We start from the raw sequence: 25132 nt of genomic DNA on the forward strand, positions 1-25132 counted from the left end.
CTTACCTCTCGCAGCAATTAGTTCTTCTTTATCGCTTTTCCGCTACAATTATCAACAATTTGAATAGATAAGAGGCGGCAATGCGTCAGACGAAAACCGGTATCCTGCTGGCTAACCTTGGCACGCCAGATGCCCCAACTCCCGAAGCGGTAAAGCGCTACCTGAAACAATTTTTAAGCGACAGACGCGTGGTGGATACTCCTCGTCTGCTGTGGTGGCCGCTGCTGCGTGGCGTTATTTTACCGCTGCGTTCGCCGCGCGTCGCGAAACTCTATCAATCTATCTGGATGGATGGCGGTTCGCCGCTCATGGTATATAGCCGCGAACAGCAACAGGCGCTGGCCGCGCGGTTGCCAGACACGCCCGTCGCGCTGGGGATGAGCTACGGCTCGCCCTCGCTGGAAAGCGCTGTCGATGAGCTGTTAGCAAGCGACGTTGACCATATCGTCGTGCTGCCGTTGTACCCGCAATACTCTTGCTCAACGGTGGGCGCAGTCTGGGACGAACTGGGGCGGATACTGGCGCGTAAACGTCGTATTCCCGGTATCTCATTTATTCGCGATTACGCGGATGACGGCGCTTATATCGATGCGCTGGCGAAAAGCGCGCGTGAGTCGTTCGCCAGACACGGCGAGCCGGATGTGCTTCTGCTCTCTTATCACGGCATTCCACAACGTTATGCGGATGAAGGCGATGACTACCCGCAGCGCTGTCGCGATACCACGCGCGAACTGGTTTCCGCATTGGGACTGCCGCCGGAAAAGGTAATGATGACGTTCCAGTCGCGCTTTGGCCGTGAACCGTGGCTGACGCCGTACACCGATGAAACGCTAAAAATGTTGGGTGAAAAGGGGACTGGCCATATTCAGGTCATGTGTCCGGGGTTTGCCGCGGATTGTCTGGAGACGCTGGAAGAGATAGCGGAACAGAACCGCGAGATTTTCCTTGAAGCGGGCGGTAAAAAATATGCGTACATTCCGGCGCTGAACGCGACGCCGGAACATATTGATATGATGCTGAAACTCACGGCGCCGTACCGTTAACGCGGCGTCTTCATCCTCGCCATAAAGAAGCGTGCGCCGTCCTGCAAGGCATCGTCGGCGATTGTCATCATTCGCGAATAGTGCAGAAAGGCGTGCAGCGTGCCGGGATACATTTTGTATTCGCAGGGCTGCTGGTGCGCCTGTAATGTCTGGTGCAGCAAGCGGCTGTCATCAATGAGCGGATCAAACTCCGCGCTGGCAATAAAGCAGGGCGGCACATCGCGCGTGAGATCGTTATTAAACAGACAATACCAGGGCGATTCCCGATCTTCATCGTTACGCAGATAGGCCTTTTCGTACATGTCCAGATCTTCACGCGTCAGGCCGTCCCACGCGCCGCCGAACAGACGGCGGCTTACCGAGTCCTGCAATCCATACAGCCCATACCACAACAGAATCGCGATAACGTTACCGCAGCGAATGTGCTTATCACGTAACCAGAGCGCGCTGGCAAGCGCCAGCATGGCGCCTGCGGAATCCCCGGCGAAACCGATTTTCTCCACGTTGAGCGAGTATTCATCGGCATGTTGAGAGAAGTAGCTGCATACCGCGACGGTTTCTTCAATGGCCTGCGGATAACGCGCTTGCGGCGACAGCGAATAATCAATACCGATCACGGTGCAGCCGGTATAACGCGCCAGCAGACGCATTATCCGGTCATGCGTATCCAGATTACCGAGGATAAATCCGCCGCCGTGCAGATAGTATAAGGTGGCCTGACTGGTCGGCTGCGGCAAGTAGAGCCGGGTTGTTACATCGCCATAAGGCGTAGGGACGGCACAGGTCCGGGTGGTCATGGACGGCGCGTCGGCATTCCAGAAACGGCGCTCAAGAAGATAATACTGACGCTGGGTCTCAATATCGCCATCGGCAGGCCAGGGGGGAAGGCCTGGTTGCTGGAAGTTTACGACGGCTGTCATTTCGTCAGATAGTCGGGTGAGTACGGGAATTTTATTTTCCGGCTTCATAAAACGCTCCTTGTGAAAGTGAACCATTGTAAAAAACGCGGCTGGAGAAACTGCGATCTCGTCGTCCGATATTGAAACGCCATCGTCCGTCGCGCGCAGCAGGGGGAATGTGCTACCATGCAGCGCTCCGTTATTCATCCGTAAGCACAATCATGAAATTTCCCGGTAAACGTAAATCCAAACACTATTTTCCCGTCAATGCGCGTGACCCGTTGTTGCAACAAATTCAGCCAGAACAGGAAACCAACGCCTCCTGGGTCGTCGGTATCGACCAGACGTTGGTGGATATTGAGGCGAAAGTGGATGACGATTTTATTACACGCTATGGATTAAGCGCCGGGCATTCTCTGGTGATAGAAGACGAGGTGGCGGAGAAGCTGTATCAGGAACTGACGCGGGAAAATCTGATCACCCATCAGTTTGCTGGCGGCACCATAGGCAATACGATGCACAATTACTCGGTACTGGCGGATGACCGTTCGGTGTTACTGGGCGTGATGTGCAGCAACATTGAGATTGGCAGCTACGCTTATCGCTACCTGTGTAATACTTCCAGCCGTACCGACCTGAATTATCTGCAAGCGGTAGATGGCCCGATTGGCCGCTGTTTCACGCTGATTGGCGAATCCGGCGAGCGTACCTTCGCTATCAGCCCCGGCCATATGAATCAGCTACGGGCGGAAAGTATTCCGGAAGCGGTGATCGCTGGCGCTTCCGCGCTGGTGTTGACCTCATATCTGGTGCGCTGTAAGCCTGGCGAACCGATGCCTGACGCGACGATGAAAGCGATCGAATACGCGAAAAAGCATAACGTGCCGGTTGTCATGACGCTGGGCACCAAATTTGTGATCGCCGATAATCCGCAGTGGTGGCAGGCGTTTCTCAAAGAGAATGTCTCGATTCTGGCAATGAATGAAGAAGAAGCGGAAGCGCTGACCGGCGAAAACGACCCGCTGCTGGCGGCGGATAAGGCGCTGGACTGGGTCGATCTGGTGTTATGCACCGCCGGGCCGATAGGGTTATATATGGCAGGCTTCACCGAAGAGGAAGCAAAACGTAAAACCCAGCATCCGCTGCTGCCGGGGGCTATTGCTGAATTTAACCAGTATGAATTTAGCCGGGCAATGCGCCATAAAGATTGTATTAATCCGCTGCGCGTTTATTCGCATATTGCGCCGTATATGGGCGGGCCGGAAAAAATCATGAACACCAACGGCGCGGGCGATGGCGCGCTGGCGGCGCTGCTGCACGATATTACGGCGAACAGTTACCATCGTAGCAACGTACCGAACTCCAGTAAGCACAAATTCACCTGGCTGACCTATTCGTCGCTGGCGCAGGTGTGTAAATATGCTAACCGTGTCAGTTATCAGGTACTGAACCAGCATTCTCCGCGTCTGACACGCGGGCTGCCGGAGCGTGAGGACAGCCTGGAAGAGTCGTACTGGGATCGCTAATCTGGCTTGCCCGATGGCGCTGCGCGCATCGGGCCGTCCGGCAAACCCTTAACTGGCGACGACTTCACCCGCGGGCGGCGTTTCAAGCAGTTCCAGCATCGCCCGGGCAATTTCTCGCTCGCCCATCACTACCTGATTGGCTCCCCGCTCGGTAATATATTTCACTTCATCATCATAGTGCGCGCGGGCGATTATCTCGATATCAGGGCTTTTTTCCCGCGCTGAGGCGACAATCTCGCCGGCTTCGTACCCGTTGGGGATGGTCAATAATAGCCAGCGGGCGCAGTCCAGATGCGCCAGATTCATGATTTCTTCGTTAGCGGCGTTGCCCAGCACGGCGCGAATCCCGCGTTCGCGCAGCTCATCCACGCGGGTACGGGACGTTTCGATAACTACCAGCGGAATCCCCGCCGCCAGTAATTTTTCTCCCAGCAGACTGCCTACGCGGCCAAAACCCACCAGCAGGGCATGATTACAGATATCCACCGGAATTTGCTTCTCTTCTTCGATAGCCTCTTCCAGAGTTTGCTCTTCCAGCGTTTCGGTTTTCGCCAGATACTTCTCCAGCAGGGTAAACAGTACGGGATTAAGCATAATCGACAAAATAGCGCCTGCCAGCACCAGGTTCTGTCCCGCTTGCGGCAGCAGGTTGAGCGCCATGCCGAGTCCGGCGAGAATAAAGGCGAACTCGCCGATTTGCGCCAGGCTGGCGGCAATGGTCAGCGCGGTTCGCGGCGAGTGGCCGAACATACGCACCAGGAAAAACGCAGCGATCGATTTGCCAAAGACGATAATGGCAAGCGTCGCCAGCACCGCCAGCGGCTGTTGAATCAAGACTAACGGATCGAACAACATGCCGACGGAAACAAAAAACAGGACGGCAAAGGCGTCGCGCAGCGGCAACGTATCGTGCGCCGCCCGGTGACTCAGTTCCGACTCATTAAGTACCATTCCAGCGAAGAACGCGCCCAGCGCAAAAGAGACGTCAAACAGTTCTACCGCGCCAAACGCAATGCCTAACGCCAGCGCCAGTACGGAAAGGGTAAATAATTCGCGCGAGCCGGTGGCGGCGCTGCGGGCCATAATCCACGGCACCAGGCGGCGTCCGACCAGCATCATGATGGCGATAAACGCCACCACTTTACCAATGGTTATCCCCATATCGACTGCCAGCGAGGCTATGCCGACATCGCCTTTTTCCACCATGCCGGCAACGGCGGGCAGCAAAACCAGCGTCAGCACCATCACCAGATCTTCGACAATCAGCCAGCCGATGGCGATTTGCCCGCGCTGGCTATCAAGGAGTTGTCGCTCCTCAAGCGCGCGCAGCAGGACGACGGTACTGGCGGTAGACAGACAGAGCCCAAAAACGATGCCGGTCATTAATGACCATCCCAGCACGGCGGAAAGCGCCATACCCAGCAGCGTCGCCACCGCTATCTGAGCGACAGCGCCGGGAATGGCGATAGACTTTACCGCCATCAAATCCTTCAGCGAAAAATGCAGCCCGACGCCGAACATCAATAGAATCACGCCGAGCTCCGCCAGCTCCGGCGCCAGTTTGGTATCCGCAACAAAACCCGGGGTAAAAGGTCCCGCCAGAACGCCCGCTAACAGATATCCCACCAGTGGAGAAATACGCAATTTGTTGGCAATCATGCCGAGAATAAAAGCGAGCACAAGGCCGCCGACAATGGTGGTGATAAGCGGGGTAGCGTGATGCATTCCGTCTCCTTTGGTTGCTGGACTCCAAAACTCCGGGTAATAGTTTATGACAATTTCAATCAGGATGTTTATAAAAAATGGTTGTGTTTTATAAAAAAATACAATCTGACGGTAAAAAGAGCACGGAACGGAAAAGGGATAAGTATGGGATAGGCAAAGCATGATGGCATCAGGATGTACAGGCGGTTAAAGCGTACCTTTAACCGCCATAAAATCACGCTTTATGTCGATTATCAGGTAAGAATATGGTCAGTATCCCCAGAAGCGGCAGGAAAGCACAGATTTTATAAACTAAATAGATACTGGTATGGTCGGCAATCAGCCCCAGCACCGCTGCGCCCAGGCCTCCCATCCCGAAGGCAAACCCGAAAAACAGGCCGGAAACCATACCGATGCGTCCTGGCAGCAGCTCCTGGGCATACACCAGAATGGCGGAAAACGCCGACGCGAGAATAAAGCCGATAATCACCGTTAAAATCCCCGTCCAGTACAGCGTGGCGTAGGGTAAAACAAGGGTAAACGGCGCGACGCCGAGAATAGAGCCCCAAATCACATATTTTCTGCCGATTTTATCGCCCACCGGCCCGCCGATTACCGTCCCGGCAGCCACCGCAAACAGGAAGGCAAACAGATGGAGCTGCGCGTTTTGTATTGATAATCCGAATTTTTGCATCAGATAAAAGGTGTAGTAGCTACTGATGCTCGCCATATAAAAATATTTCGAGAAAATGAGTAGCAATAACACGCTGACCGCCAGCACGACTTTATTGCGCGGCAGCGGGTTAGCGATTATCGCTTTTGGCTTGCCTTTCGCTATCCGGTGCTGGGCTGCATACCAGCGGCTGATCTGCGCCAGCACCACGATCGCCAGCAGCGCGGCCAGCACAAACCAGGCGACATTCCCTTTGCCATAGGGCGCGATAATCACGGCGGCCAGCAGCGGACCCAACGAACTGCCGAAGTTACCGCCGACCTGGAAGATAGACTGCGCCAGACCATGACGTCCGCCGGAGGCCATGCGCGCCACGCGGGACGATTCCGGGTGAAAAACGGACGAGCCGGTACCCACCAGCGCCGCAGCGAGCAATACGCCGCCAAAACTTCCCGCCATTGCCAGCAGTACCAGCCCGCTCAGGGTAAAACACATGCCGACAGGCAGCGACCACGGCATGGGATATTTATCCGTCCAGTAGCCGACGACCGGTTGCAGCAGCGATGAGGCGAGCTGGAACGTCAGGGTGATCAAACCTATCTGGACGAAAGTCAGCGAAAACTCCGCCTGCAACAGGGGATAAATGGCTAAGATTAGCGACTGGATCATATCGTTCAGCAGATGGGAAAGACTGATCGCGCCCAAAATACCAAACGAAGTACGTGCTTTAGCGGCCGCTGCGGGCGCGCCGGCTAACGGCTGGGTTGGTTCACTCATGGCCATAGAAAGTCACTTAAATTTTATGCGATGTTGGAGATAGTAGGATGTGTAATTATTACTTGCCTAACATACCTGTGAAATGTGTTTGAAGGAAGTCTCAATTCTGAAAACATATTTGTCTATTATTGCAAGGAAAGGTAATTTCTGCGGTTGATATTGAGTCAGGGAGAGAAAGATGAAATTTTTGAAACGGGGTGTGGCGCTGGCGTTACTGGCGGCGTTCGCGCTGACGACTCAGCCTGCACAGGCTTACGAAAAAGATAAAACCTATAAAATTACTATCCTGCATACCAACGATCACCACGGTCACTTCTGGCGCAGCGAATATGGCGAATATGGTCTGGCGGCGCAAAAAACGCTGGTGGACAGTATCCGTAAAGAGGTGGCGCAAGAGGGGGGAAGCGTCCTGTTGTTATCCGGCGGCGACATTAATACCGGGGTGCCGGAATCCGATCTCCAGGATGCGGAGCCCGATTTCCGCGGGATGAATCTGATTGGCTACGACGCTATGGCCGTCGGTAATCATGAATTTGATAACCCGCTCACCGTATTGCGCCAGCAGGAAAAGTGGGTGAAGTTTCCCTTTCTTTCCGCCAATATTTATCAAAAAAGTACCGGCGAGCGTCTGTTTAAGCCGTGGGCTATTTTTACACGCCAGGATATAAAAATCGCGGTAATCGGCTTAACCACCGATGACACGGCGAAAATAGGCAACCCGGAATATTTCACCGATATTGAGTTTCGTAAACCTGCTGAAGAAGCAAAGGTGGTGATTCAGGAACTTAATATGAATGAAAAACCGGACGTGATTATCGCGACCACGCATATGGGACATTATGACAACGGCGATCACGGTTCGAACGCGCCGGGCGACGTTGAGATGGCGCGTAGCCTGCCTGCCGGTTCGTTGGCGATGATTGTGGGCGGTCACTCACAAGACCCGGTATGCATGGCGTCGGAAAATAAAAAACAGGTGAATTACGTACCGGGAACGCCCTGCGCGCCGGATAAGCAAAATGGCATCTGGATCGTGCAGGCGCATGAGTGGGGTAAATATGTGGGCCGCGCGGATTTCGAATTCCGTAACGGCGAGATGAAAATGGTTAACTACCAGCTTATTCCGGTAAATCTCAAGAAAAAAGTGACCTGGGATAACGGGAAAAGCGAGCGTGTACTTTACACGCCGGAAATCGCCGAAAATCCGCAAATGCTCTCGTTATTAACGCCGTTCCAGAATAAAGGTAAAGCGCAACTGGAGGTGAAAATTGGTAGCGTGAATGGCCTTCTTGAAGGCGATCGCAGTAAGGTCAGATTTGTCCAGACCAATATGGGACGGGTGATTCTGGCTGCGCAGATCGCGCGCACCGGCGCCGATTTTGGCGTGATGAGCGGCGGCGGTATTCGCGACTCGATTGAGGCGGGAGATATTACCTATAAAAGCGTGCTCAAGGTACAGCCGTTCGGCAACATTGTGGTGTATGCCGATATGAGCGGCAAAGAGGTAGTTGATTATCTCACCGCCGTAGCACAGATGAAACCGGACTCCGGCGCCTATCCACAGTTCGCCAATGTGAGCTTTGTCGCCAAAGAGGGCAAGCTCACCGATCTGAAAATCAAAGGCGAGCCTGTTGATCCGGCCAAAACCTATCGCATGGCGACGCTGAGTTTCAACGCCACGGGCGGCGATGGTTATCCGCGCATCGATAACAAACCGGGCTACGTGAATACCGGGTTTATTGACGCGGAAGTGCTGAAAGAGTTTATTCAGCAAAATTCACCGCTGGATGCGGCGGCGTTTACGCCAAATGGTGAGGTGAGCTGGCTGTAGCGGTACGGATAGCCATTTCTGCCTGATGGCGCGCAGCCTTAAGGCCTACGGATTATGTCTGCTGTGGGCCGGATAAGGCGTTTGCGCCGCTATCCGGCAATGTATTTTACGCAGGCTTAATCCCGACGCGCGATATCAGCGAATTTAGCACCCAGTATGGCGGCCAAATCGTCAGCCGCCAGTTCAATATCCAGCCCGCGTTTACCACCGGAAACATAAATAGTGGCAAACGTGCGGGCAGGCGCGTCAATCAGCGTGGGCAGCCGTTTCTTCTGTCCCAGCGGACTGATCCCGCCGACCAGATATCCCGTGGTGCGTTGCGCCACCATCGGGTCGGCCATATCGACCTTTTTCGCGCCCAGAGCTTTGGCGACTTTTTTCAAATCCAGCTGCCCGGCTACAGGCGTCACGGCGACGGCCAGTTGCTTCATATCGCCATTCACGGCGACCAAAAGCGTTTTATACACCTGATCGGCGTTTAGCCCGAGCTTACGCACCACTTCATCGCCAAAGTTAGTTTCATTCGGATCGTGATCGTAGGTGTGAATGTTAAACGGAATCTTGTTTTTTTCGAGTAACTTAACTGCGGGTGTCATAACGTTCCTTCTTACTACAGACGTGATTTGCCATCAGCATACGCCCGAAAGCGGACTAAAAAATAGTATAATCTTGTGCATTAGGTCTTGGCAGTTGCGGCAACTTTGAGCGACAATCTGAAGATCCGAAGCGAAAGCGTCGGGATAATAATAACGATGAAATTCCTCTTTGACGGGCCAATAGCGATATTGGCCATTTTTTTATTTCAATATTTGCGGTAGGTTGCCTTCGCCGTACAGATGTAGCGCCCCTACGGCTACCACGTAGCGTCCCGGCGGCAGTGCCAGCAGCGCGTCGCGCCAGGCTTCATTGCGTTTCACCATCAGTACATCATACAGCGGCTGGCTAAACGTTCTGGGGAGCGAAGCGCCGACGCTGGTCGGCGGCTGCTCAAGCCACCAGCCGATCATCACCTGCAAAAGCCGTGCGTTGGTGTGCCAGTGCGTCAACGTGTCGTCGAGCAGCGCCATCCCGCCATCGGGCAGATCGCAGAGTAGTTCGAGCTGGTGTTTCGCCCCTTCCAGCTCTTGCACCGGCAGCGACATTTCGCGGGCAGCCTGTAATAGCTGATAATCAATGCCATAGTCCGGGCGCAATCCCAGCCGTTGCGCCTGCGTGGCCTGTAGCACCATAGCTATCTGCCATAAAGGTTGATTATCAAAATGGATCAGCGGCATACCCAACTCGCTGACCCGTTTTTCCAGTGCGCTTAGCTGCCCGGCGCTGAGACGTTCGACCAACGGCGGGCATTTGGGGAGATTGCTGAATGGCGTTTCGTTACCAGAAATATCCGCTTCAACGACCAGCGCGTCGGCCTGGCGTAGCTTTTTCACCAGCTTTGCTGGAAGAGGAGCCATATCGCGTGTCCCCATATGAATACTGCCAACCAGATGCAGATGACGACCGCCGGGCAGGGAGAGATCGATAGCAGGCCAACTATTTGGGGTACCACGCAGCGCGCGCCATAAACGTTTAAGTTGATTTAATAACTCCATACGCGCTCCCTTTGAAAAAGCTCATGCTAGCGCGTTGGAGAAAAGGGCGCAATGCGCCCTGACGGGACGTCAACGATCGGTCGGGTTATTCGCTGCCGTCGAGATAGGCCGTTCTGGCGATGGTCATTTCAAGCTGGCATTTATAAATACTGATGCGCTTTTCAGCAGGTATGGCCTCGGATTTTGCATCGCTAAGTTTGCCGCACTGCTGCTCTTTTTTTGTCACCCAGACTCGCTGCTCTTGTTTTAATGCCGTTCGGGCAGAGGCGGGTAGCGAATTCCAGACCTGATTAAGCTCGCGATCTCTACTCTCAAATTTCTTTGCTGCGATTTCAATCAGTGAGTTATTTTTTTTCTTTATAATGCTATCACCAGATACCGTCATTCTTGCCATTACATAAATAGACCGCGCCAATTTATCGGTTTTTTGCACAGGGGTGACAACAATATCTTTGTTGTTGTCTGCTAGCTGAATATTGTAGTTAACCTGTTTCCAGGTCACCGTATTGTTTATTACCTGTCCATCCCCTTGTGAAATATAGAATAGAGTATTTGGTAAGTCTTTCATTAAGTTAAACAATGGCTGAGGAATACTCATGGCGACGGTAGCCGAGCAAGTTCGTAGGTTGGCATTTTCTGCTTGAGGGTTCTGCGTGATTACATCACTGAATTGAACAGGAATAGCCCGGAGTTGCTGCTCGTATTGAGTCTGGGGGATATCGAAGAAAAGCGTGGAGGGCTCTTTAATATAGTCTTGCTGTAAACGACCTAATGCTTCATTGTAAATCCATTCTTTTGCCGCCGTGACTGCATTATCGTTGCCACATTTTAACTCTGGAGTGGAATCAAATAACCCTGCATAACTGACGGCGGGAGAAAGCAGGAAAAGAAGCGTAACTGCTTTTCTAAACATAAATAACACATCCTTATGATTCAAAAAAACATTATAAAATGTTGTTTTTTATTTTTCTACAGGATGTGCGGTTAAATTTTTATATATTGATACGGTAAATTACTGATGGCTTAATAATATATCAGGCAGCTAATGCTGCCTGATAGGACTTTTTACGCTTTCGGTTTAAAGCGCAATAGCCGGTTGGCATTGCTCACGACGGTAATGGAAGACAGCGCCATTGCCGCGCCCGCTACTACCGGGTTTAACAAGGTACCGGTAAATGGCCACAGAATACCGGCGGCCACCGGGATACCAATGCTGTTGTAGATAAATGCGCCAAGCAGGTTTTGTTTCATATTGCGCAACGTCGCGCGCGAAATGGCCAGCGCATCCGCCACGCCCATCAGACTATGGCGCATCAGCGTAATCGCCGCGGTTTCAATCGCCACATCGCTGCCGCCGCCCATCGCGATACCGACGTCCGCCTGCGCCAGCGCGGGCGCATCGTTGATACCATCGCCGACCATCGCAACCTGACGACCCTGGCTTTGCAGACGTTTAATCGCATCGGCTTTGCCATCCGGCAGAACGCCCGCAATGACTTCGTCAATACCCGCTTCTTTGGCAATCGCGTTAGCCGTCGTTGGGTTATCCCCGGTGAGCATTACCAGACGGTATCCGGCGTTGTGCAGGCGTTCAAGCGCGGCAATACTATCGCTGCGCAATGGATCGCGTACCGCCAGTAACGCCGCCGCTTTACCGTCAATCGCCAGCAGGACCGGAGTCGAGCCTTGCGAGGCCTGCGCGGTGATTTCCGCCGTCATATCATCCGTGGCGACGTGCTGTTCGTTCAGCAACGCCTGGTTCCCCAGAAGCAGTTGATGGCCTTCCGCTTCACCGCTGACGCCCAGTCCGCGCAGAGTTCTGAAACCGTTCACCTGCGGCAGTTTATCGTCGCCGGCTTTTTCCAGAATCGCATGGGCCAGCGGGTGGCTGGAGCCTTGTTCGAGCGCGGCTGCCAGACGTAATGCCTGAGCTTCATCAACGCCGTTAAAGGTTTTTACCGCCACCACTTGCGGCTTGCCTTCCGTCAGCGTCCCGGTTTTATCAAAAACGAGGGTATCCAACGTACTGGCGCGTTGCAGGGCATCGGCGTCGCGTACCAGCACGCCGAATTCGGCAGCGCGGCCTACACCGGAAATAATCGACATTGGCGTCGCCAGGCCTAATGCGCAAGGGCAGGCGATAATCAGTACGGTGGTGGCGATGACCAGCGTATAAACAATTTGCGGCGCCGGTCCGAAGAAATACCAGATAGCGGCGCTGAACAGCGCAATGGCCACGACGACGGGAACGAATACCGCGGAGATTTTATCGGCCAGTTGGCCAATTTCCGGTTTACTGCTTTGCGCCTGGCGTACCATGCGAATAATGCGTGACAGCGTGGTATGACTGCCCACCGCGCTGGCGCGGAACAGGACGCTGCCGTCCTGGACGACGGTGCCGGCATGAACGCTGTCGCCTTCGCCTTTTTGCTGCGGAATGGGTTCGCCGGTCAGCATGGCTTCATCAAGCCACGCTTCGCCTTGGGTAATTTCGCCATCCACCGGCACGCGATCGCCGGTAGTGAGCCGCAGCAGCATCCCTGGCTGAACGTCCGCCAGCGGGACGCTTTTTTCGCCGTCTTCTGTCACGACGCGTGCGGTGGGCGGGGTGAGATCGAGTAATTTTTCCAGCGCTTTTGAGGAACGCTGACGGGCGCGCGCTTCCAGCATGTGTCCGAGATTAATCAGACCGATAATCATCGCGCTGGCTTCGTAATAGAGGTGCCGCGCTTCCATCGGGAACCACTGCGGCCACAGGTTGACGCTCATGGAGTAGAGCCAGGCGACCCCGGTGCCGAGCGCCACCAGCGTATCCATCGTCGCCGTGCCGTTCAGCAGGCTTTTCCACGCGTTACGGTAAAAGTGACCGCCCGCAAAGACCATCACCGCAAGCGTGATCAGGCCAATAGCCAGCCACAGGCTGCGGTTGTCGCCGGTCACCATCATGTTATCGCCGATCATCCCCCAGACCATGACCGGTATACCGACCGCCAGGGCGACGATGGCCTGCCAGCGAAAACGTTTCATGGTGGCGATGGCGGTTTCCTGCTGGCGCTCGCGGCGTTTGATGTCATCTTCAATCGCCTCTGCGCCGTAGCCGGCTTTTTCCACCGCCTGCACTAAATCAGCGGCGGACGCGCTGCCCATCACCAGCGCAGTGCGTTCCGCCAGGTTTACCCGTGCCTGCGTGACGCCCGGTACGCTTTGTAGCGCATGTTGTACGCGGGTGACACAACTGGCGCAGCTCATGCCGCTTAACAGCAACTGTTGGCTTTCTTCATCGGCCGTCGCTACCGGAAGCTCATGAGGAACCGCTGCCAGTGCTTCCGACGGGATTGATGACTCTGTCAGCGGTTTAGCCTTTGGGTGGCTTAACGTCGCGCCATACCCGGCTTGTTTGATGGTTTCAATTAACGCGTCCGCACTGGCGGTACCGGTAACGTGCGCTTCGGTTACGGTGACGTCCGCCAGCTCAACATCCGGACGTTGTTCAAGACTTTCTTTCACGCGTTTAACGCAATGACCGCAGGACAAACCGTCCAGGGTCAGGTCGATAGTTTGAGACATAGTAAAAACTCCTTTATGATTGGTCATCAATTCATTGACCTTAGTAATCGTAGTGACTCACTGTGATAAAGGTTAAACCTTCCAGCAAGGTTAAGGTCAAGGGGGAAATATGAATATTAGCGATGTGGCGAAAAAAACCGGTTTAACCAGCAAAGCCATTCGGTTTTATGAAGAGAAAGGGCTGGTGACGCCGCCATTACGTAGCGAAAATGGTTATCGCACCTACACGCAGAAGCATTTAAACGAGCTGACGTTGCTGCGACAGGCGAGGCAGGTGGGGTTTAATCTGGAAGAGTGTGGCGAACTGGTCAATCTGTTTAACGATCCGCGACGCCATAGCGCAGATGTGAAAAAGCGGACGCTGGAAAAGGTCGCGGAGATCGAGCGCCATATCAGCGAGCTGCAATCAATGCGCGATCAACTGCTGGCGCTGGCGAAGAGTTGTCCCGGCGATGACAGCGCCGACTGCCCGATTATTGATAATCTTTCCGGCTGCTGTCATCACAAGGCGCAAAAGCCACGTTGATTAAACGGCACGAATGCGTAAGGTGATGCCTTCCACGGCGATCACTTCGACATGCGTACCTGCGCGCAGGTCTTCGTCAGCGCATACCGGCCACGAGCTGTCGCCGACACGCATATGACCCCGTCCGTTCACTAACGCGGCATCAAGCATAAACCGGCGGCCTACCAGTTGTTGTCCGCGTTGGTTAAGGCGGCTGTCGGTCGGCTTCTGTTCCCGCACGCGACGCGCCAGCCAGCGCCACCAAAGCCAGGCCGCCAGCAACGTTAAGGCCGCAAACAGCACGCCCTGCCATTCCCAGCCGAGCGGTAAGAGCCAGACGGTTAAGCCGGTAATCACTGCCGCCACGCCGCTCCACAGCAAATAGCCGTTACCGCCGAGCATTTCCGCAGCCAACAACAGGCCGCCGAGGCTAAGCCAGAAGATATGCGGATGTACCAGAATCATCGCTATCATGCTTTTTTCCGTTCGCTGGCGCTGTCCTTAACCAGCTCGCTGATCCCGGCGATAGCGCCCATCAGACTGCTGGCATCCAGCGGCATCATGACCACTTTGCTGTTATTCGCCGAGCCGATTTGCTGTAACGCTTCGGTGTATTTCTGCGCCACGAAGTAGTTTATCGCCTGAATATCCCCGGCGGCGATGGCTTCAGATACCATCTGCGTAGCGCGGGCTTCCGCTTCGGCGGAACGTTCGCGCGCTTCCGCCTGCAGGAAAGCGGACTGACGTTCGCCTTCGGCTTTCAGAATCTGCGACTGTTTTTCCCCCTCGGCTTTGAGGATTTCCGCCTGACGTACCCCTTCGGCCTCAAGGATATAGGCGCGTTTGGTACGTTCCGCTTTCATCTGGGCGTTCATAGAGGAGATCAATTCCGCGGGCGGGCGGACATCGCGAATTTCGATACGGGTAACTTTAATTCCCCACGGATTGGTGGCTTCATCGACAATATGCAGCAGCCGCGTGTTGATGCTGTCGCGCTGGGAGAGCATTTCATCCAGCTCCATCGAACCGAGCACCGTACGGATATTGGTCATGGTCAGGTTAATGATCGCCAGTTCCAGGTTACTGACTTCATAAGCGGCGCGCGGCGCATCGATAACCTGAATAAAACAGACCGCATCGATAGTGACGTTGGCGTTATCTTTTGAGATCACCTCCTGCGACGGAATATCCAGCACTTGTTCCATCATATTGATCTTGCGGCCAATTCTGTCCATAAACGGTACAACAAGGCTTAATCCCGGCTGCAGGGTTTTGGTGTAACGTCCAAAGCGCTCCACCGTCCACTGGTACCCCTGCGGAACGATTTTGACGCCCGCGCCGACGATCACCAGCGCGACGAAAATGAGAATAGGGATAAGAATTAGCATAGCTAAACCTCCTGTTGCGTTGTCCATAAACCGATTTTGCTGACGAATTAAGCGAATTATACCTGATTCAGTAAAGCATGTTCCCCCCTTATTAATTACAGGGATACACTATCGCTATAAAAATATGAACAACGGATGCGCAATAAATGACAGAACGTAGCATGTTGCTTGAGTTAAAGCAGGTCGGTTACCGGACTGCGACGACAAAAATAGTGAATAACATCAGTTTTACGCTGCAACGCGGCGAATTTAAGTTAATTACCGGTCCTTCTGGCTGCGGAAAAAGTACGTTGTTGAAAATGGTGGCCTCGTTAATAAGCCCTGATATCGGCGTGATTCTTTTTGAGGGGCAGGATATTACTACTCTGAGTCCGGAAGCCTATCGCCAGCAGGTTTCTTATTGCGCTCAGACGCCAGCGCTATTTGGCGATACGGTTTACGATAACCTGATTTTTCCCTGGCAAATTCGCCATCAGCGCCCGCAGCCGACAGCCTTCGCAGACGATCTGGCGCGTTTTGAACTGCCGGAGACGATTCTGCAAAAACCGATTACCGCGCTTTCCGGCGGGGAAAAACAGCGTATTGCTCTAATTCGTAATCTACAGTTTCTGCCGAAAATACTGTTACTCGACGAAATAACCAGCGCGCTGGATGAACATAACAAACGGAATGTAAATGATATTATTCATCGCTATGTTCGCGATAAGCAGGTCGCTGTCTTGTGGGTAACGCATGATAAAGATGAAATTCAACACGCGGATAAGGTGATAACGTTAACGCCATCTGCCGGAGAGATGCAGGAGGCGCGTTATGAACGAGCATAATATTACCAATACCTCGCTGGCGTTATCGATGCTGCTGGTGGTGGTCGCGATGCTCATCAGTCACAAGGAAAAGCTGGCGCTGGAAAAAGATATTCTGTGGAGCGTATGCCGGGCGGTGATACAGCTCATTATTGTCGGCTATGTACTGAAATACATCTTTGGCGTTAATCATGCCGCCCTGACGCTGCTGATGGTGCTGTTCATCTGTTTTAACGCCGCCTGGAACGCGCAAAAGCGCAGTAAATATATCGATAAGGCATTTCTCTCCTCGTTTATCGCCATCACCGTCGGCGCCGGACTAACGCTGACGGTACTGGTGCTTACCGGTTCGATTGAATTTGCGCCGATGCAGGTGATTCCCATCGCTGGCATGGTCGCCGGTAATGCGATGGTAGCGGTAGGGCTGTGCTACAACCAACTGGGGCTGCGTTTTCATAGCGAGCAGCAGCAAATCCAGGAAAAATTAAGTTTGGGCGCAACGCCGAAAATGGCTTCCGCCGGGCTTATCCGCGATAGCATCCGCGCATCGCTTATCCCGACGATCGACTCGGCAAAGACCGTTGGGCTGGTGAGCCTGCCGGGGATGATGTCCGGGCTGATTTTTGCCGGGATCGATCCGGTAAAAGCGATTAAATATCAAATTATGGTAACGTTTATGCTGTTGTCGACAGCCAGCCTGTCTACCATCATTGCCTGCTATTTAACCTACCGGAAGTTCTATAATTCGCGTCATCAGTTGGTAGTGATGCCGCTCAAGAAATCATGATAGTGGCCGGATGATGGCGCAAGCGCCTTATCCGGCCTGAGGACGACAGGTAGGCCAGATAAGCGCGCCATCAGGCAAGAGAGGATTAATACAGTAGCGCGTACAACTGGCGGCGGTATTTCGACGCCAGCGCGTCGCCGGTGCCGAGCGCGGCAAGGATCTCCTGGAAGGTTTTGCGCGTCTGTCCCTCGGCGGCGGCAAGATCTTTTCTCAGATGGCTGAACAGCAATTCCAGCGCTTCTTCATTACGTCCGACCTGGTGCAACTGCAACGCCAGTTGCGTTGCCAAAGCCGCATCCTGCGGATTCTCCGCGACTTGCTGCTGAAGTTGCTGAATTTCCGGCGTATCCGCCGCCTGTTTAAGCAGTTCGATCTGCGCAACCAGCCCCTGGTAACGGGTATCCTGATCCTGTAGCGGTATAGTTTTTAATACCGCTTCGGCCTCTTCAGAGCGGTTTAGAGCAATTTGCGCTTCCGCCAGTAACAGGCCAATCTCACCGTTCTGCGAAGAGAGCTGCCAGGCGTCTTTGAGCAACGGCAGAGCGTCAATGTAGTTGCCCTCCTGCATTAACTGCATCGCTTGTTGCGCTTTTAGCTCTTCTTCACGCGGCAGTACTTTATCCAGCAGAGCGCGGATTGCCTCTTCCGGCTGCGGCCCCTGGAAACCATCGGCCGGTTGGCCATTCTGGAACAGATAGACAGTCGGGATGGCGCGCAGACCAAACTGAGCGGCGATCATCTGTTCGGCGTCGCAGTCCAGCTTTGCCAGAATAAACTGACCGTGGTACTGGGCAGCCAGACTTTCCAGCACTGGCGTTAATTGCAGACAGTGTTGGCTGCGTTCAGACCAGAAATAGAACAGTACCGGCGTGGTCATGGACTGCTCTAAGGTCTGCTGCAGGTTGGATTCATTAATATTGACAATGTTCTGTACGGACATGGCGTCGCTCTCTTTTGTCTGTGTCACGTTTACATGGGGGCTGACTGGCGCGCTTCAACTCAGCTTTGTAAAATTTTATCCAGCATCCGGCCCGGCAATAGGCGTTTCAGCGCCATCACCGCCCAGGTGACCAGCGTAACGGGATAGCGCAGCCTGGGTTTATCGCTTGCAAAAGCATGACGCACTTTCGCTACTACCGCGTCAGGATCGCGGGTGAAACGTGCGGCGATGCCGGGATTTTCTACCGGTTTATCACGCTGCGTCTGGTTAACGTTATCCGTAAAACGGGTACGAATCGGCCCCGGTTCTATCAGGCTCACTTTAATGCCTGTGTGCCGTAGCTCCATACGTAGCGCGTCAGACCAGGCTTCGAGCGCATATTTGCTGGCGGCGTAAGCGCCGCGCCCTGGGGTGGAAATCAGCCCCATCACCGATGAGGTCATCACAATGCGTCCTTCGCCATGCGGCAACATGGCGGGAAGTAAGCGCATAGTAAGCTGATGCGCGCCGAAGAAATTACTGGAAAACTGTTGCTCCATCTGCTCACGGCTGATGGTGGAAAGGGGGCCATATACGCCGTAGCCGGCATTGTTAAAGATCCCATACAGACGATTATCGGTCAGGGCGATCACTTCATCGGCGGCACGATCCACGCTTTCAGGGGAGTCGAGATCGATCAACACGCCGGTAAATCCCATACTGTTCATCCGGGCGACATCATCAGGTTTGCGGCAGCCCGCCAGGATTTGAAAGCCCTGGCGTTTAAGCTCAAGCGCGCTGTCCAGACCGATTCCGCTGGAACATCCTGTTATTAAGACCGATTTTTGCATAACTTTACCTGTCAGGATCTCCGTTGATTTAAGAGTCGTGGTTAACTATATCCGTCATACTTCAAGTTGCCTGTGCGTTCGTTTACTCCAGTCACATAGGTATCTATGCTCCTGGAAATTCTCTTACGTGCCGCCTTCATGCAACTCGAATTATTCAGGAGAGAAAAGGGGTCAACTGCTTCGCCATCCAGTCGGCAATAAACGGCTGGGCGTCGCGGTTGGGATGAATGCCGTCATCCTGCATCCACTGCGGTTTCAGATATACCTCTTCCATAAAAAACGGTAACAGAGGAATATCGAACTCTTTGGCGAGCTTAGGATAAATGGCGCTAAAGGATTCATTATAACGGCGACCGTAGTTAGCGGGCAGATGAATTTGCATCAGTAACGGTTGGGCATCGGCGGCTTTCACCGTCTGAATGATTTTACGTAGCGTCTGTTCGGTTTGCGCAGGCGCAAAACCGCGTAGGCCATCGTTGCCGCCAAGCTCCACCACTACCCAGCGCGGGTGATGCTGTTGCAACAGCGCCGGCAAACGCGCCAGTCCCTGCTGTGAGGTATCACCGCTTATACTGGCATTAACGACCGACGTTTTGTTTTGCCATTTATCATTAAGGAGCGACGGCCATGCTGCGCTGGCGGCCATACGGTAACCGGCGCTGAGGCTATCGCCCAGAATTAATAAGGTGTCTGCGGCGGCGGCACGGAAAGTTAACAGGATCAAAAACAGGAAGGGCAAATGCCAGCGGAAAACAGTGTTGAAGTTCATCGTCTCAGGAAGTCCGTCGGTCAGGGTGAGCATGAGCTTTCCATCCTTACCGGAGTTGAACTGGTTGTCAAACGCGGCGAAACCATTGCGCTGATTGGCGAATCAGGATCGGGAAAATCTACGCTGCTGGCGATTCTCGCCGGACTGGATGACGGCAGTAGCGGAGAGGTCAGTCTGGTCGGGAAACCGCTTCACCAGATGGACGAAGAGGCGCGGGCGCAGCTTCGCGCTCAGCATGTCGGTTTTGTTTTTCAATCCTTCATGCTTATTCCTACGCTTAACGCGCTGGAAAACGTTGAGCTACCGGCCCTGCTACGCGGTGAAAACAGCGGTCAGAGTAAGGCGGGGGCGAAAGCGCTGCTCGAACAACTGGGACTGGGAAAACGGCTTGACCACCTTCCGGCACAGCTTTCCGGCGGCGAACAGCAGCGCGTAGCGCTGGCGCGCGCGTTTAACGGGCGTCCTGATGTGCTGTTTGCCGATGAGCCGACGGGCAACCTTGACCGTCAGACCGGAGATAAAATCGCCGACCTGCTATTTTCGCTTAACCGCGAGCACGGCACCACGCTGATTCTGGTGACGCACGACCCGGCGCTGGCGGCGCGCTGCGACCGGCGGCTGCGGTTGGTCAACGGTCAGTTACAGGAGGAGGCATGATAGCTCGCTGGTTCTGGCGCGAATGGCGCTCGCCGTCGCTGATTATTGTCTGGCTGGCGTTGAGTCTGGCGGTGGCCTGCGTACTGGCGCTCGGCAGTATCAGCGACCGGATGGAAAAAGGATTAAGTCAGCAAAGCCGCGAGTTTATGGCAGGCGATCGGACGCTGCAAAGTTCGCGGGAGGTACCGAAGGCCTGGCTTGAAGAGGCGCGTAAACGCGGCCTTAACGTGGGCGAGCAGTTAACCTTTGCGACCATGACGTTTGCCGGCGATACGCCGCAACTGGCCAGCGTGAAGGCGGTAGATAGCGTTTATCCGATGTACGGCGAATTGCAAACCCGTCCAGGCGGAGTGAAAGCGCAGCCGGGTAGCGTACTGCTGGCGCCGCGTCTGATGGCGCTGCTTAATTTGAAAACGGGCGATACCATTGATGTCGGCGACGTGACCTTGCGTATTGCCGGTGAAGTGGTGCAGGAGCCGGATTCCGGATTTAACCCTTTTCAGATGGCGCCGCGTCTGATGATGAATATGGCCGATGTGGAAAAAACCGGTGCGATACAGCCGGGGAGCCGCGTGATGTGGCGGTATAAATTCGGCGGAACGCCGCAACAGCTTGCTGGCTATGAAAGCTGGCTGTTACCGCAGCTTAAACCGGAACATCGCTGGTACGGACTGGAGGAGGATGACGGGGCATTGGGGAAATCGCTCGAACGTTCGCAGCAGTTTTTGCTGCTTTCGGCGTTATTAACGCTACTGCTGGCGGTAGCTGCCGTCGCGGTGGCGATGAGCCATTACTGCCGTAGCCGCTACGATCTGGTGGCGATTTTAAAAACGTTGGGCGCGGGCCGGGCCCAGTTGCGTAAACTTATTATCGGACAGTGGTTGATGGTGCTGGGGCTTTCCGCCGTCACGGGAGGCGCGATTGGGTTACTGTTTGAAAACATATTGCTGGTGCTGCTAAAACCGGTATTGCCCGCCGATTTGCCGCCCGCCAGCCTGTGGCCCTGGCTGTGGGCGCTGGGCGCGATGACGGTCATTTCTCTGCTGGTCGGTTTACGGCCTTATCGATTGTTGCTGGCGACCCAGCCGCTACGGGTGCTGCGCCGCGATGTTGTTGCTCGCGTCTGGCCGTTAAAAATTTATTTGCCTGTTGCCTGCGCCGTCGTGGTGGCGCTGCTCGCCGGATTGATGGGCGGAAGTATGCTGTTGTGGGCGGTTCTGGCGGGCGCCGTGATACTGGCGCTGCTGTGCGGTCTGGTGGGCTGGATGCTGCTTAACGTGCTGCGCGGCATGACGTTGACGTCGCTACCGCTGCGTCTGGCCGTCAGCCGACTTCTGCGTCAGCCGTGGTCAACGTTGAGTCAGCTTTCGGCGTTTTCGCTTTCGTTTATGCTGCTGGCGCTCTTGCTGGTGCTGCGCGGCGATCTCCTTGATCGCTGGCAACAGCAGCTCCCGCCGGAAAGTCCGAACTATTTCCTTATCAATATTGCTTCAGAACAGGTTGCGCCGCTGAAAGCCTTTTTGGCAGAACATCAGGTGATTCCGCAGACGTTTTATCCGATTGTGCGGGCGCGGTTAACCAGGATAAACGGTAATCCGACGGAAGGTCAGCAGGATGAGTCGCTCAACCGTGAACTGAATTTGACCTGGCAGGATACGCGCCCGGCGCATAATCCGCTGGTCGCCGGTCACTGGCCGCCAAAACCGGGCGAAGTCTCTATGGAAGAGGGGCTGGCGAAGCGGCTGAACGTCAAACTCGGCGATAGCGTAACCTTTATGGGCGATACCCAGGCATTTAGCGCTAAAGTCACCAGCCTGCGTCAAGTGGACTGGGAAAGCCTGCGGCCCAACTTTTTCTTCATTTTTCCTTCCGGGGCGCTGGACGGGCAACCACAAAGCTGGTTGACCAGTTTTCGCTGGGAGAATGGCAACGGCATGTTAACGCAGCTTAACCGCGAGTTTCCTACCGTCAGCCTGTTAGATATCGGGGCGATCCTGAAACAGGTGGGACAGGTGCTGGAGCAGGTCAGTCGGGCGCTGGAGGTGATGGTTGTGCTAGTCACCCTCTGCGGCATGTTGCTATTACTGGCTCAGGTACAGGTCGGGATGCGTCAGCGCCATCAGGAGCTGGTGGTGTGGCGCACGTTAGGAGCCGGAAAGAAACTGTTGCGTACCACACTCTGGTGCGAATTCGCCATGCTGGGGTTAGTTGCCGGGCTGGTCGCCGCGATTGGCGCGGAAACGGCGCTGGCGATCTTACAAATCAACGTTTTTGATTTCCCCTGGGAGCCGGACTGGCGTTTATGGGGCGCACTGCCGTTTTGCGGCGCGCTGCTGCTTTCCGTATGCGGCGGCTGGCTTGGCGTTCGTTTGCTGAAAGGCAAAGCGCTATTCCGACAGTTTAACGGATGATTCATGATGTGAATAATTTCGCGCCGGTTTTTAAAACGGCGCGTACTTTATTTAGTCGCACAAATTGCTAACTCCTTGATTTTTAGTAGCACAAATCATTAAAAAATACACAACACGTAAGGTTTTATAACAGTTATTATTTGCCTGCTAAATGATTTGGATTGGCTATCTATCAAGGAAAATATAATGACAATTAAAATAACAGCGTTGGCGGCATCGATCGGCGCGGCAGTGGCTTTCATGCCTTTCGCCACTCAGGCGGAAATCACCGTTTTAAAACAAGATCCCCAGGCGGGTAATCCACTCAGCCGACTCAATTTCACCGTCGGCGGGAGTATTCGTCCGCAGTTCCAGAATATGACCGGCAATGACGGCGCGAACGGTTATAAACGTAATGGTTTTGATGGCGGGACGCGTTTCCGCTTCGCCGCGGATTATTATCTGTTTGATGATATCAGTTGGATTAGCTATTACGAGCTGGGCGTCAATATCCCTGCGGTATTTGACTGGGATAACCATTATGCGAAGGGCGCGACTGATACCACTCGCCGTATGCTGTATACCGGCTTCAAGAGTGCGACGTGGGGAACGCTGACCTTCGGTCAACAGAACAGCATTTATTACGATGTGGTGGGCGTAAAAACCGATATCTGGGATTACGACATGATAGGTCAGGCACCGGGCAACGGGATTAACGGCGACTACGATGGTTCTTATCGCACGCGTAAGTCATTGAAGTACAAGAAAAGCATTGGCAATGTCGATCTCTACGCGTCTTATCTGTTCAGCGACGATTATAATGCCAATAACGGCCTGAATTATAAACGTAAAGGCGGCGGTTCTTTAGGCGCGGATTACCATCTCACCGACGATCTGACCTGGGGGACGGCATGGAACTATACCCGTGCGGAGATGCGCGGCAACGGCAATAAAACTTACGATCAAAATATTGTCGGTACCGCATTAAGCTGGACGCCGGAAAACTGGACTATCGCCGCAGGCGGCGGTTGGTATCAGAACTTTATGACGACCAAAAAAGTATCTGTGAATGATTACTTTGCCGGCGATGCGTGGGGTCTGGAATATTTTGTCGGTTACGCTTTCCCGATTGGTCAGTATGCCGTGAAAGCTATTCAACCGTACTTTATGGGCGACCGCATTGAATATGTGAATGGCCGCGACTATCTGCGCACCGATAACGGCGTGGGGATCACCTTCCAACTGGATTATGGTTTCCGCGTTGATTATGAACATGTTTTCACCTCCAGCACTGACAATCTGGGCGATATGAACCTGGTGCGTCTGCGTTACGATTTCTAAAGCGTTTTCCTGTGCCGGATGTTGGCGTTAAGACCTCTTATCCGGCATTTCCCTTTACGCCATTCCCGCCTGACACACGCCTGAGCGCCTGCCTCGTACATTTAACGACACACAAGGAAACATCATGAAATAATTTCAAGGACAGCAGGCTGTGATCTGTGTCATGTTAAGAAATAGCCTTTCGTTTGGGCCAAAACAGACGATGCCGCATGAACGGCATCCGGCACAGCATCACACTATTTAAAATGGAGAAATTATGGGATTGCGTCAGAGTTTACGCATTGCGGCCAGCACGCTATTACTGGCCTGCGGATTACAGTTTGCCCATGCCGATGGTTCCCCGCAAACGATCGTATTTGGCGTCGCGCCAGGGCCGTATGGCGACATGGTGAAGCAGGCGATTGCGCCGACATTAAAAGAAAAAGGGTATAAGGTCGTGGTGCGCGAGTTTAGCGACTATGTCCAGCCCAATATGGCGTTAGCTAACGGCAGCATTGACGCCAACCTCTTTCAACATACCCTCTATTTTGACAAATTCACCGCTGACAAAGGGCTGAAGCTCAGCAAACTTATTGTGGTACCGACCGCCGGGATGGGCTTCTATTCACGTAAAATCAACAGTCTGGATGCGCTTAAAAAAGGGGACATTATTACCCTCTCCAACGATCCGACCAACCTGGCGCGCGGCCTTCGCTTCCTGCAATCGTTGGGGCTTATCACGATTAAGGACAATATCGATCCGACCAAAGCCTCTGAACGAGATATCGCCAGCAATCCAAAAGGACTGGTTTTCAAACCGCTGGAAGCCGCACAGCTACCGCGCACGCTGGATGGCGTGACCGGCGCGCTGGTTAACGGGAACTTTGCGGTGGCGGCAGGACTGGATCTCTCCAGCGCGATTAAGCAGGAACACCTGGATGAGAATCTGAAAAATATCATTGCGGTACGCAGTGAAGATGCCGATAAGCCGTTTGCCAAAGATATTGTCGAGGCGGTGAAATCGCCGGCTTATCGCGCGGTCATCGACGATCCAAAGAATATTTATAGCGCCTTCCAGAAACCGGAATGGATGACCGCGACACCCTGATCGCAGCGGTAGCCATCCCCAAT

General features: G+C 53.9%; 22 protein-coding genes. 10 read left to right on the forward strand and 12 right to left on the reverse strand.

All coding sequences use genetic code 11. From position 1 onward, the window contains the following. Positions 1–80: 80 nt before the first annotated feature. Positions 81–1043 (forward strand): ferrochelatase, encoded by a 963-nt coding sequence (gene hemH / locus ABVN44_RS04930; protein WP_001250078.1) that lies wholly within the window; start codon positions 81–83, stop codon positions 1041–1043. On the opposite strand, the gene aes is transcribed toward hemH, so the two are convergent. Continuing rightward, the gene (gene aes, locus ABVN44_RS04935) at positions 1040–2011 is read right to left on the reverse strand and encodes an acetyl esterase (RefSeq protein ID WP_023231698.1); all 972 of its coding nucleotides are present in this window, start codon (positions 2009–2011) and stop codon (positions 1040–1042) included. The genes hemH and aes overlap by 4 nt on opposite strands. Before the next feature lie 152 nt (positions 2012–2163). Between aes and gsk the strand changes: the two genes are divergently transcribed. Then, on the forward strand, positions 2164–3468 hold the full coding sequence (gsk, locus tag ABVN44_RS04940) for an inosine/guanosine kinase (protein WP_000671592.1): 1305 nt from the start codon (positions 2164–2166) through the stop codon (positions 3466–3468). 48 nt (positions 3469–3516) lie between these two features. Here gsk and ybaL read toward each other — a convergent pair whose 3' ends face one another. Together ybaL and ABVN44_RS04950 are read right to left on the reverse strand one after the other, a co-directional pair. After that, complete coding sequence (ybaL, locus tag ABVN44_RS04945) at positions 3517–5193, reverse strand: YbaL family putative K(+) efflux transporter (protein ID WP_000546202.1); 1677 nt, start codon at positions 5191–5193, stop codon at positions 3517–3519. Positions 5194–5407: 214 nt separating this feature from the next. Continuing rightward, positions 5408–6628: an MFS transporter gene (locus ABVN44_RS04950; protein WP_001251593.1), complete on the reverse strand. Its 1221-nt coding sequence runs from the start codon at positions 6626–6628 to the stop codon at positions 5408–5410. A gap of 172 nt (positions 6629–6800) precedes the next feature. Here ABVN44_RS04950 and ushA point away from each other — a divergent pair, with 172 nt between their 5' ends. Further along, positions 6801–8453, forward strand: coding sequence for a bifunctional UDP-sugar hydrolase/5'-nucleotidase UshA (ushA, locus tag ABVN44_RS04955; RefSeq protein ID WP_048348766.1), 1653 nt, complete (start codon positions 6801–6803; stop codon positions 8451–8453). A 116-nt stretch (positions 8454–8569) separates the two neighbouring features. On the opposite strand, the gene ybaK is transcribed toward ushA, so the two are convergent. The 4 genes from ybaK to copA all read right to left on the reverse strand — a co-directional run bounded on the left by ybaK (position 8570) and on the right by copA (position 13612). Beyond that, positions 8570–9049, reverse strand: a complete 480-nt coding sequence (gene ybaK, locus ABVN44_RS04960; protein WP_000186618.1) for a Cys-tRNA(Pro)/Cys-tRNA(Cys) deacylase YbaK — start codon at positions 9047–9049, stop codon at positions 8570–8572. Between the two features lie 201 nt (positions 9050–9250). Continuing rightward, positions 9251–10045 carry a TraB/GumN family protein gene (locus ABVN44_RS04965; protein WP_000421861.1) on the reverse strand — a complete coding sequence of 265 codons (795 nt, stop codon included), beginning with the start codon at positions 10043–10045 and terminating at the stop codon, positions 9251–9253. Positions 10046–10130: 85 nt separating this feature from the next. Beyond that, positions 10131–10958 carry a lysozyme inhibitor LprI family protein gene (locus ABVN44_RS04970; RefSeq protein ID WP_023231835.1) on the reverse strand — a complete coding sequence of 276 codons (828 nt, stop codon included), beginning with the start codon at positions 10956–10958 and terminating at the stop codon, positions 10131–10133. A gap of 152 nt (positions 10959–11110) precedes the next feature. Further along, positions 11111–13612, reverse strand: a complete 2502-nt coding sequence (gene copA, locus ABVN44_RS04975) for a copper-exporting P-type ATPase CopA (protein ID WP_000083910.1) — start codon at positions 13610–13612, stop codon at positions 11111–11113. 109 nt (positions 13613–13721) lie between these two features. Here copA and cueR point away from each other — a divergent pair, with 109 nt between their 5' ends. Beyond that, positions 13722–14138 (forward strand): Cu(I)-responsive transcriptional regulator, encoded by a 417-nt coding sequence (cueR, locus tag ABVN44_RS04980; protein WP_023231836.1) that lies wholly within the window; start codon positions 13722–13724, stop codon positions 14136–14138. On the opposite strand, the gene ABVN44_RS04985 is transcribed toward cueR, so the two are convergent. Next, positions 14139–14591 (reverse strand): NfeD family protein, encoded by a 453-nt coding sequence (locus ABVN44_RS04985; RefSeq protein ID WP_000561177.1) that lies wholly within the window; start codon positions 14589–14591, stop codon positions 14139–14141. Next, positions 14588–15505 (reverse strand): SPFH domain-containing protein, encoded by a 918-nt coding sequence (locus ABVN44_RS04990; RefSeq protein ID WP_000906146.1) that lies wholly within the window; start codon positions 15503–15505, stop codon positions 14588–14590. The genes ABVN44_RS04985 and ABVN44_RS04990 overlap by 4 nt, the downstream gene beginning before the upstream one ends. Before the next feature lie 146 nt (positions 15506–15651). Here ABVN44_RS04990 and fetA point away from each other — a divergent pair, with 146 nt between their 5' ends. Then, entirely contained in the window at positions 15652–16329 is a 678-nt protein-coding gene (fetA, locus tag ABVN44_RS04995; RefSeq protein ID WP_000140195.1) for an iron efflux ABC transporter ATP-binding subunit FetA, read from the forward strand. Continuing rightward, the gene (fetB, locus tag ABVN44_RS05000; protein ID WP_001002130.1) at positions 16316–17095 is read left to right on the forward strand and encodes an iron efflux ABC transporter permease subunit FetB; all 780 of its coding nucleotides are present in this window, start codon (positions 16316–16318) and stop codon (positions 17093–17095) included. The genes fetA and fetB overlap by 14 nt, the downstream gene beginning before the upstream one ends. 85 nt (positions 17096–17180) lie before the next feature. On the opposite strand, the gene cnoX is transcribed toward fetB, so the two are convergent. The 3 genes from cnoX to tesA all read right to left on the reverse strand — a co-directional run bounded on the left by cnoX (position 17181) and on the right by tesA (position 19634). Then, a complete protein-coding gene (gene cnoX / locus ABVN44_RS05005) occupies positions 17181–18035 on the reverse strand; it encodes a chaperedoxin (RefSeq protein WP_023231837.1) in 855 nt (284 codons plus the stop codon). A 59-nt stretch (positions 18036–18094) separates the two neighbouring features. Then, a complete protein-coding gene (locus ABVN44_RS05010; protein WP_001172804.1) occupies positions 18095–18865 on the reverse strand; it encodes an SDR family oxidoreductase in 771 nt (256 codons plus the stop codon). Between the two features lie 154 nt (positions 18866–19019). Then, a complete protein-coding gene (gene tesA / locus ABVN44_RS05015; protein ID WP_001010574.1) occupies positions 19020–19634 on the reverse strand; it encodes a multifunctional acyl-CoA thioesterase I/protease I/lysophospholipase L1 in 615 nt (204 codons plus the stop codon). On the opposite strand from tesA, the gene ybbA reads away from it, so the two are divergent. From ybbA to ABVN44_RS05035, 4 genes are all read left to right on the forward strand, one after another. After that, positions 19605–20291, forward strand: a complete 687-nt coding sequence (gene ybbA, locus ABVN44_RS05020; protein ID WP_001110598.1) for a putative ABC transporter ATP-binding protein YbbA — start codon at positions 19605–19607, stop codon at positions 20289–20291. The genes tesA and ybbA overlap by 30 nt on opposite strands. Next, positions 20288–22702 carry a putative ABC transporter permease subunit YbbP gene (ybbP, locus tag ABVN44_RS05025; RefSeq protein ID WP_023231838.1) on the forward strand — a complete coding sequence of 805 codons (2415 nt, stop codon included), beginning with the start codon at positions 20288–20290 and terminating at the stop codon, positions 22700–22702. Before ybbA ends, ybbP begins: the two co-directional genes overlap by 4 nt. A gap of 186 nt (positions 22703–22888) precedes the next feature. Beyond that, complete coding sequence (locus ABVN44_RS05030; protein WP_000152869.1) at positions 22889–24022, forward strand: porin; 1134 nt, start codon at positions 22889–22891, stop codon at positions 24020–24022. Between the two features lie 256 nt (positions 24023–24278). Continuing rightward, the gene (locus tag ABVN44_RS05035; protein ID WP_000524311.1) at positions 24279–25109 is read left to right on the forward strand and encodes a MetQ/NlpA family ABC transporter substrate-binding protein; all 831 of its coding nucleotides are present in this window, start codon (positions 24279–24281) and stop codon (positions 25107–25109) included. Positions 25110–25132 lie beyond the last annotated feature (23 nt).

This window comes from Salmonella sp. SJTUF15570 (assembly GCF_043357055.1).
GTDB classification, from domain to species: domain Bacteria; phylum Pseudomonadota; class Gammaproteobacteria; order Enterobacterales; family Enterobacteriaceae; genus Salmonella; species Salmonella enterica.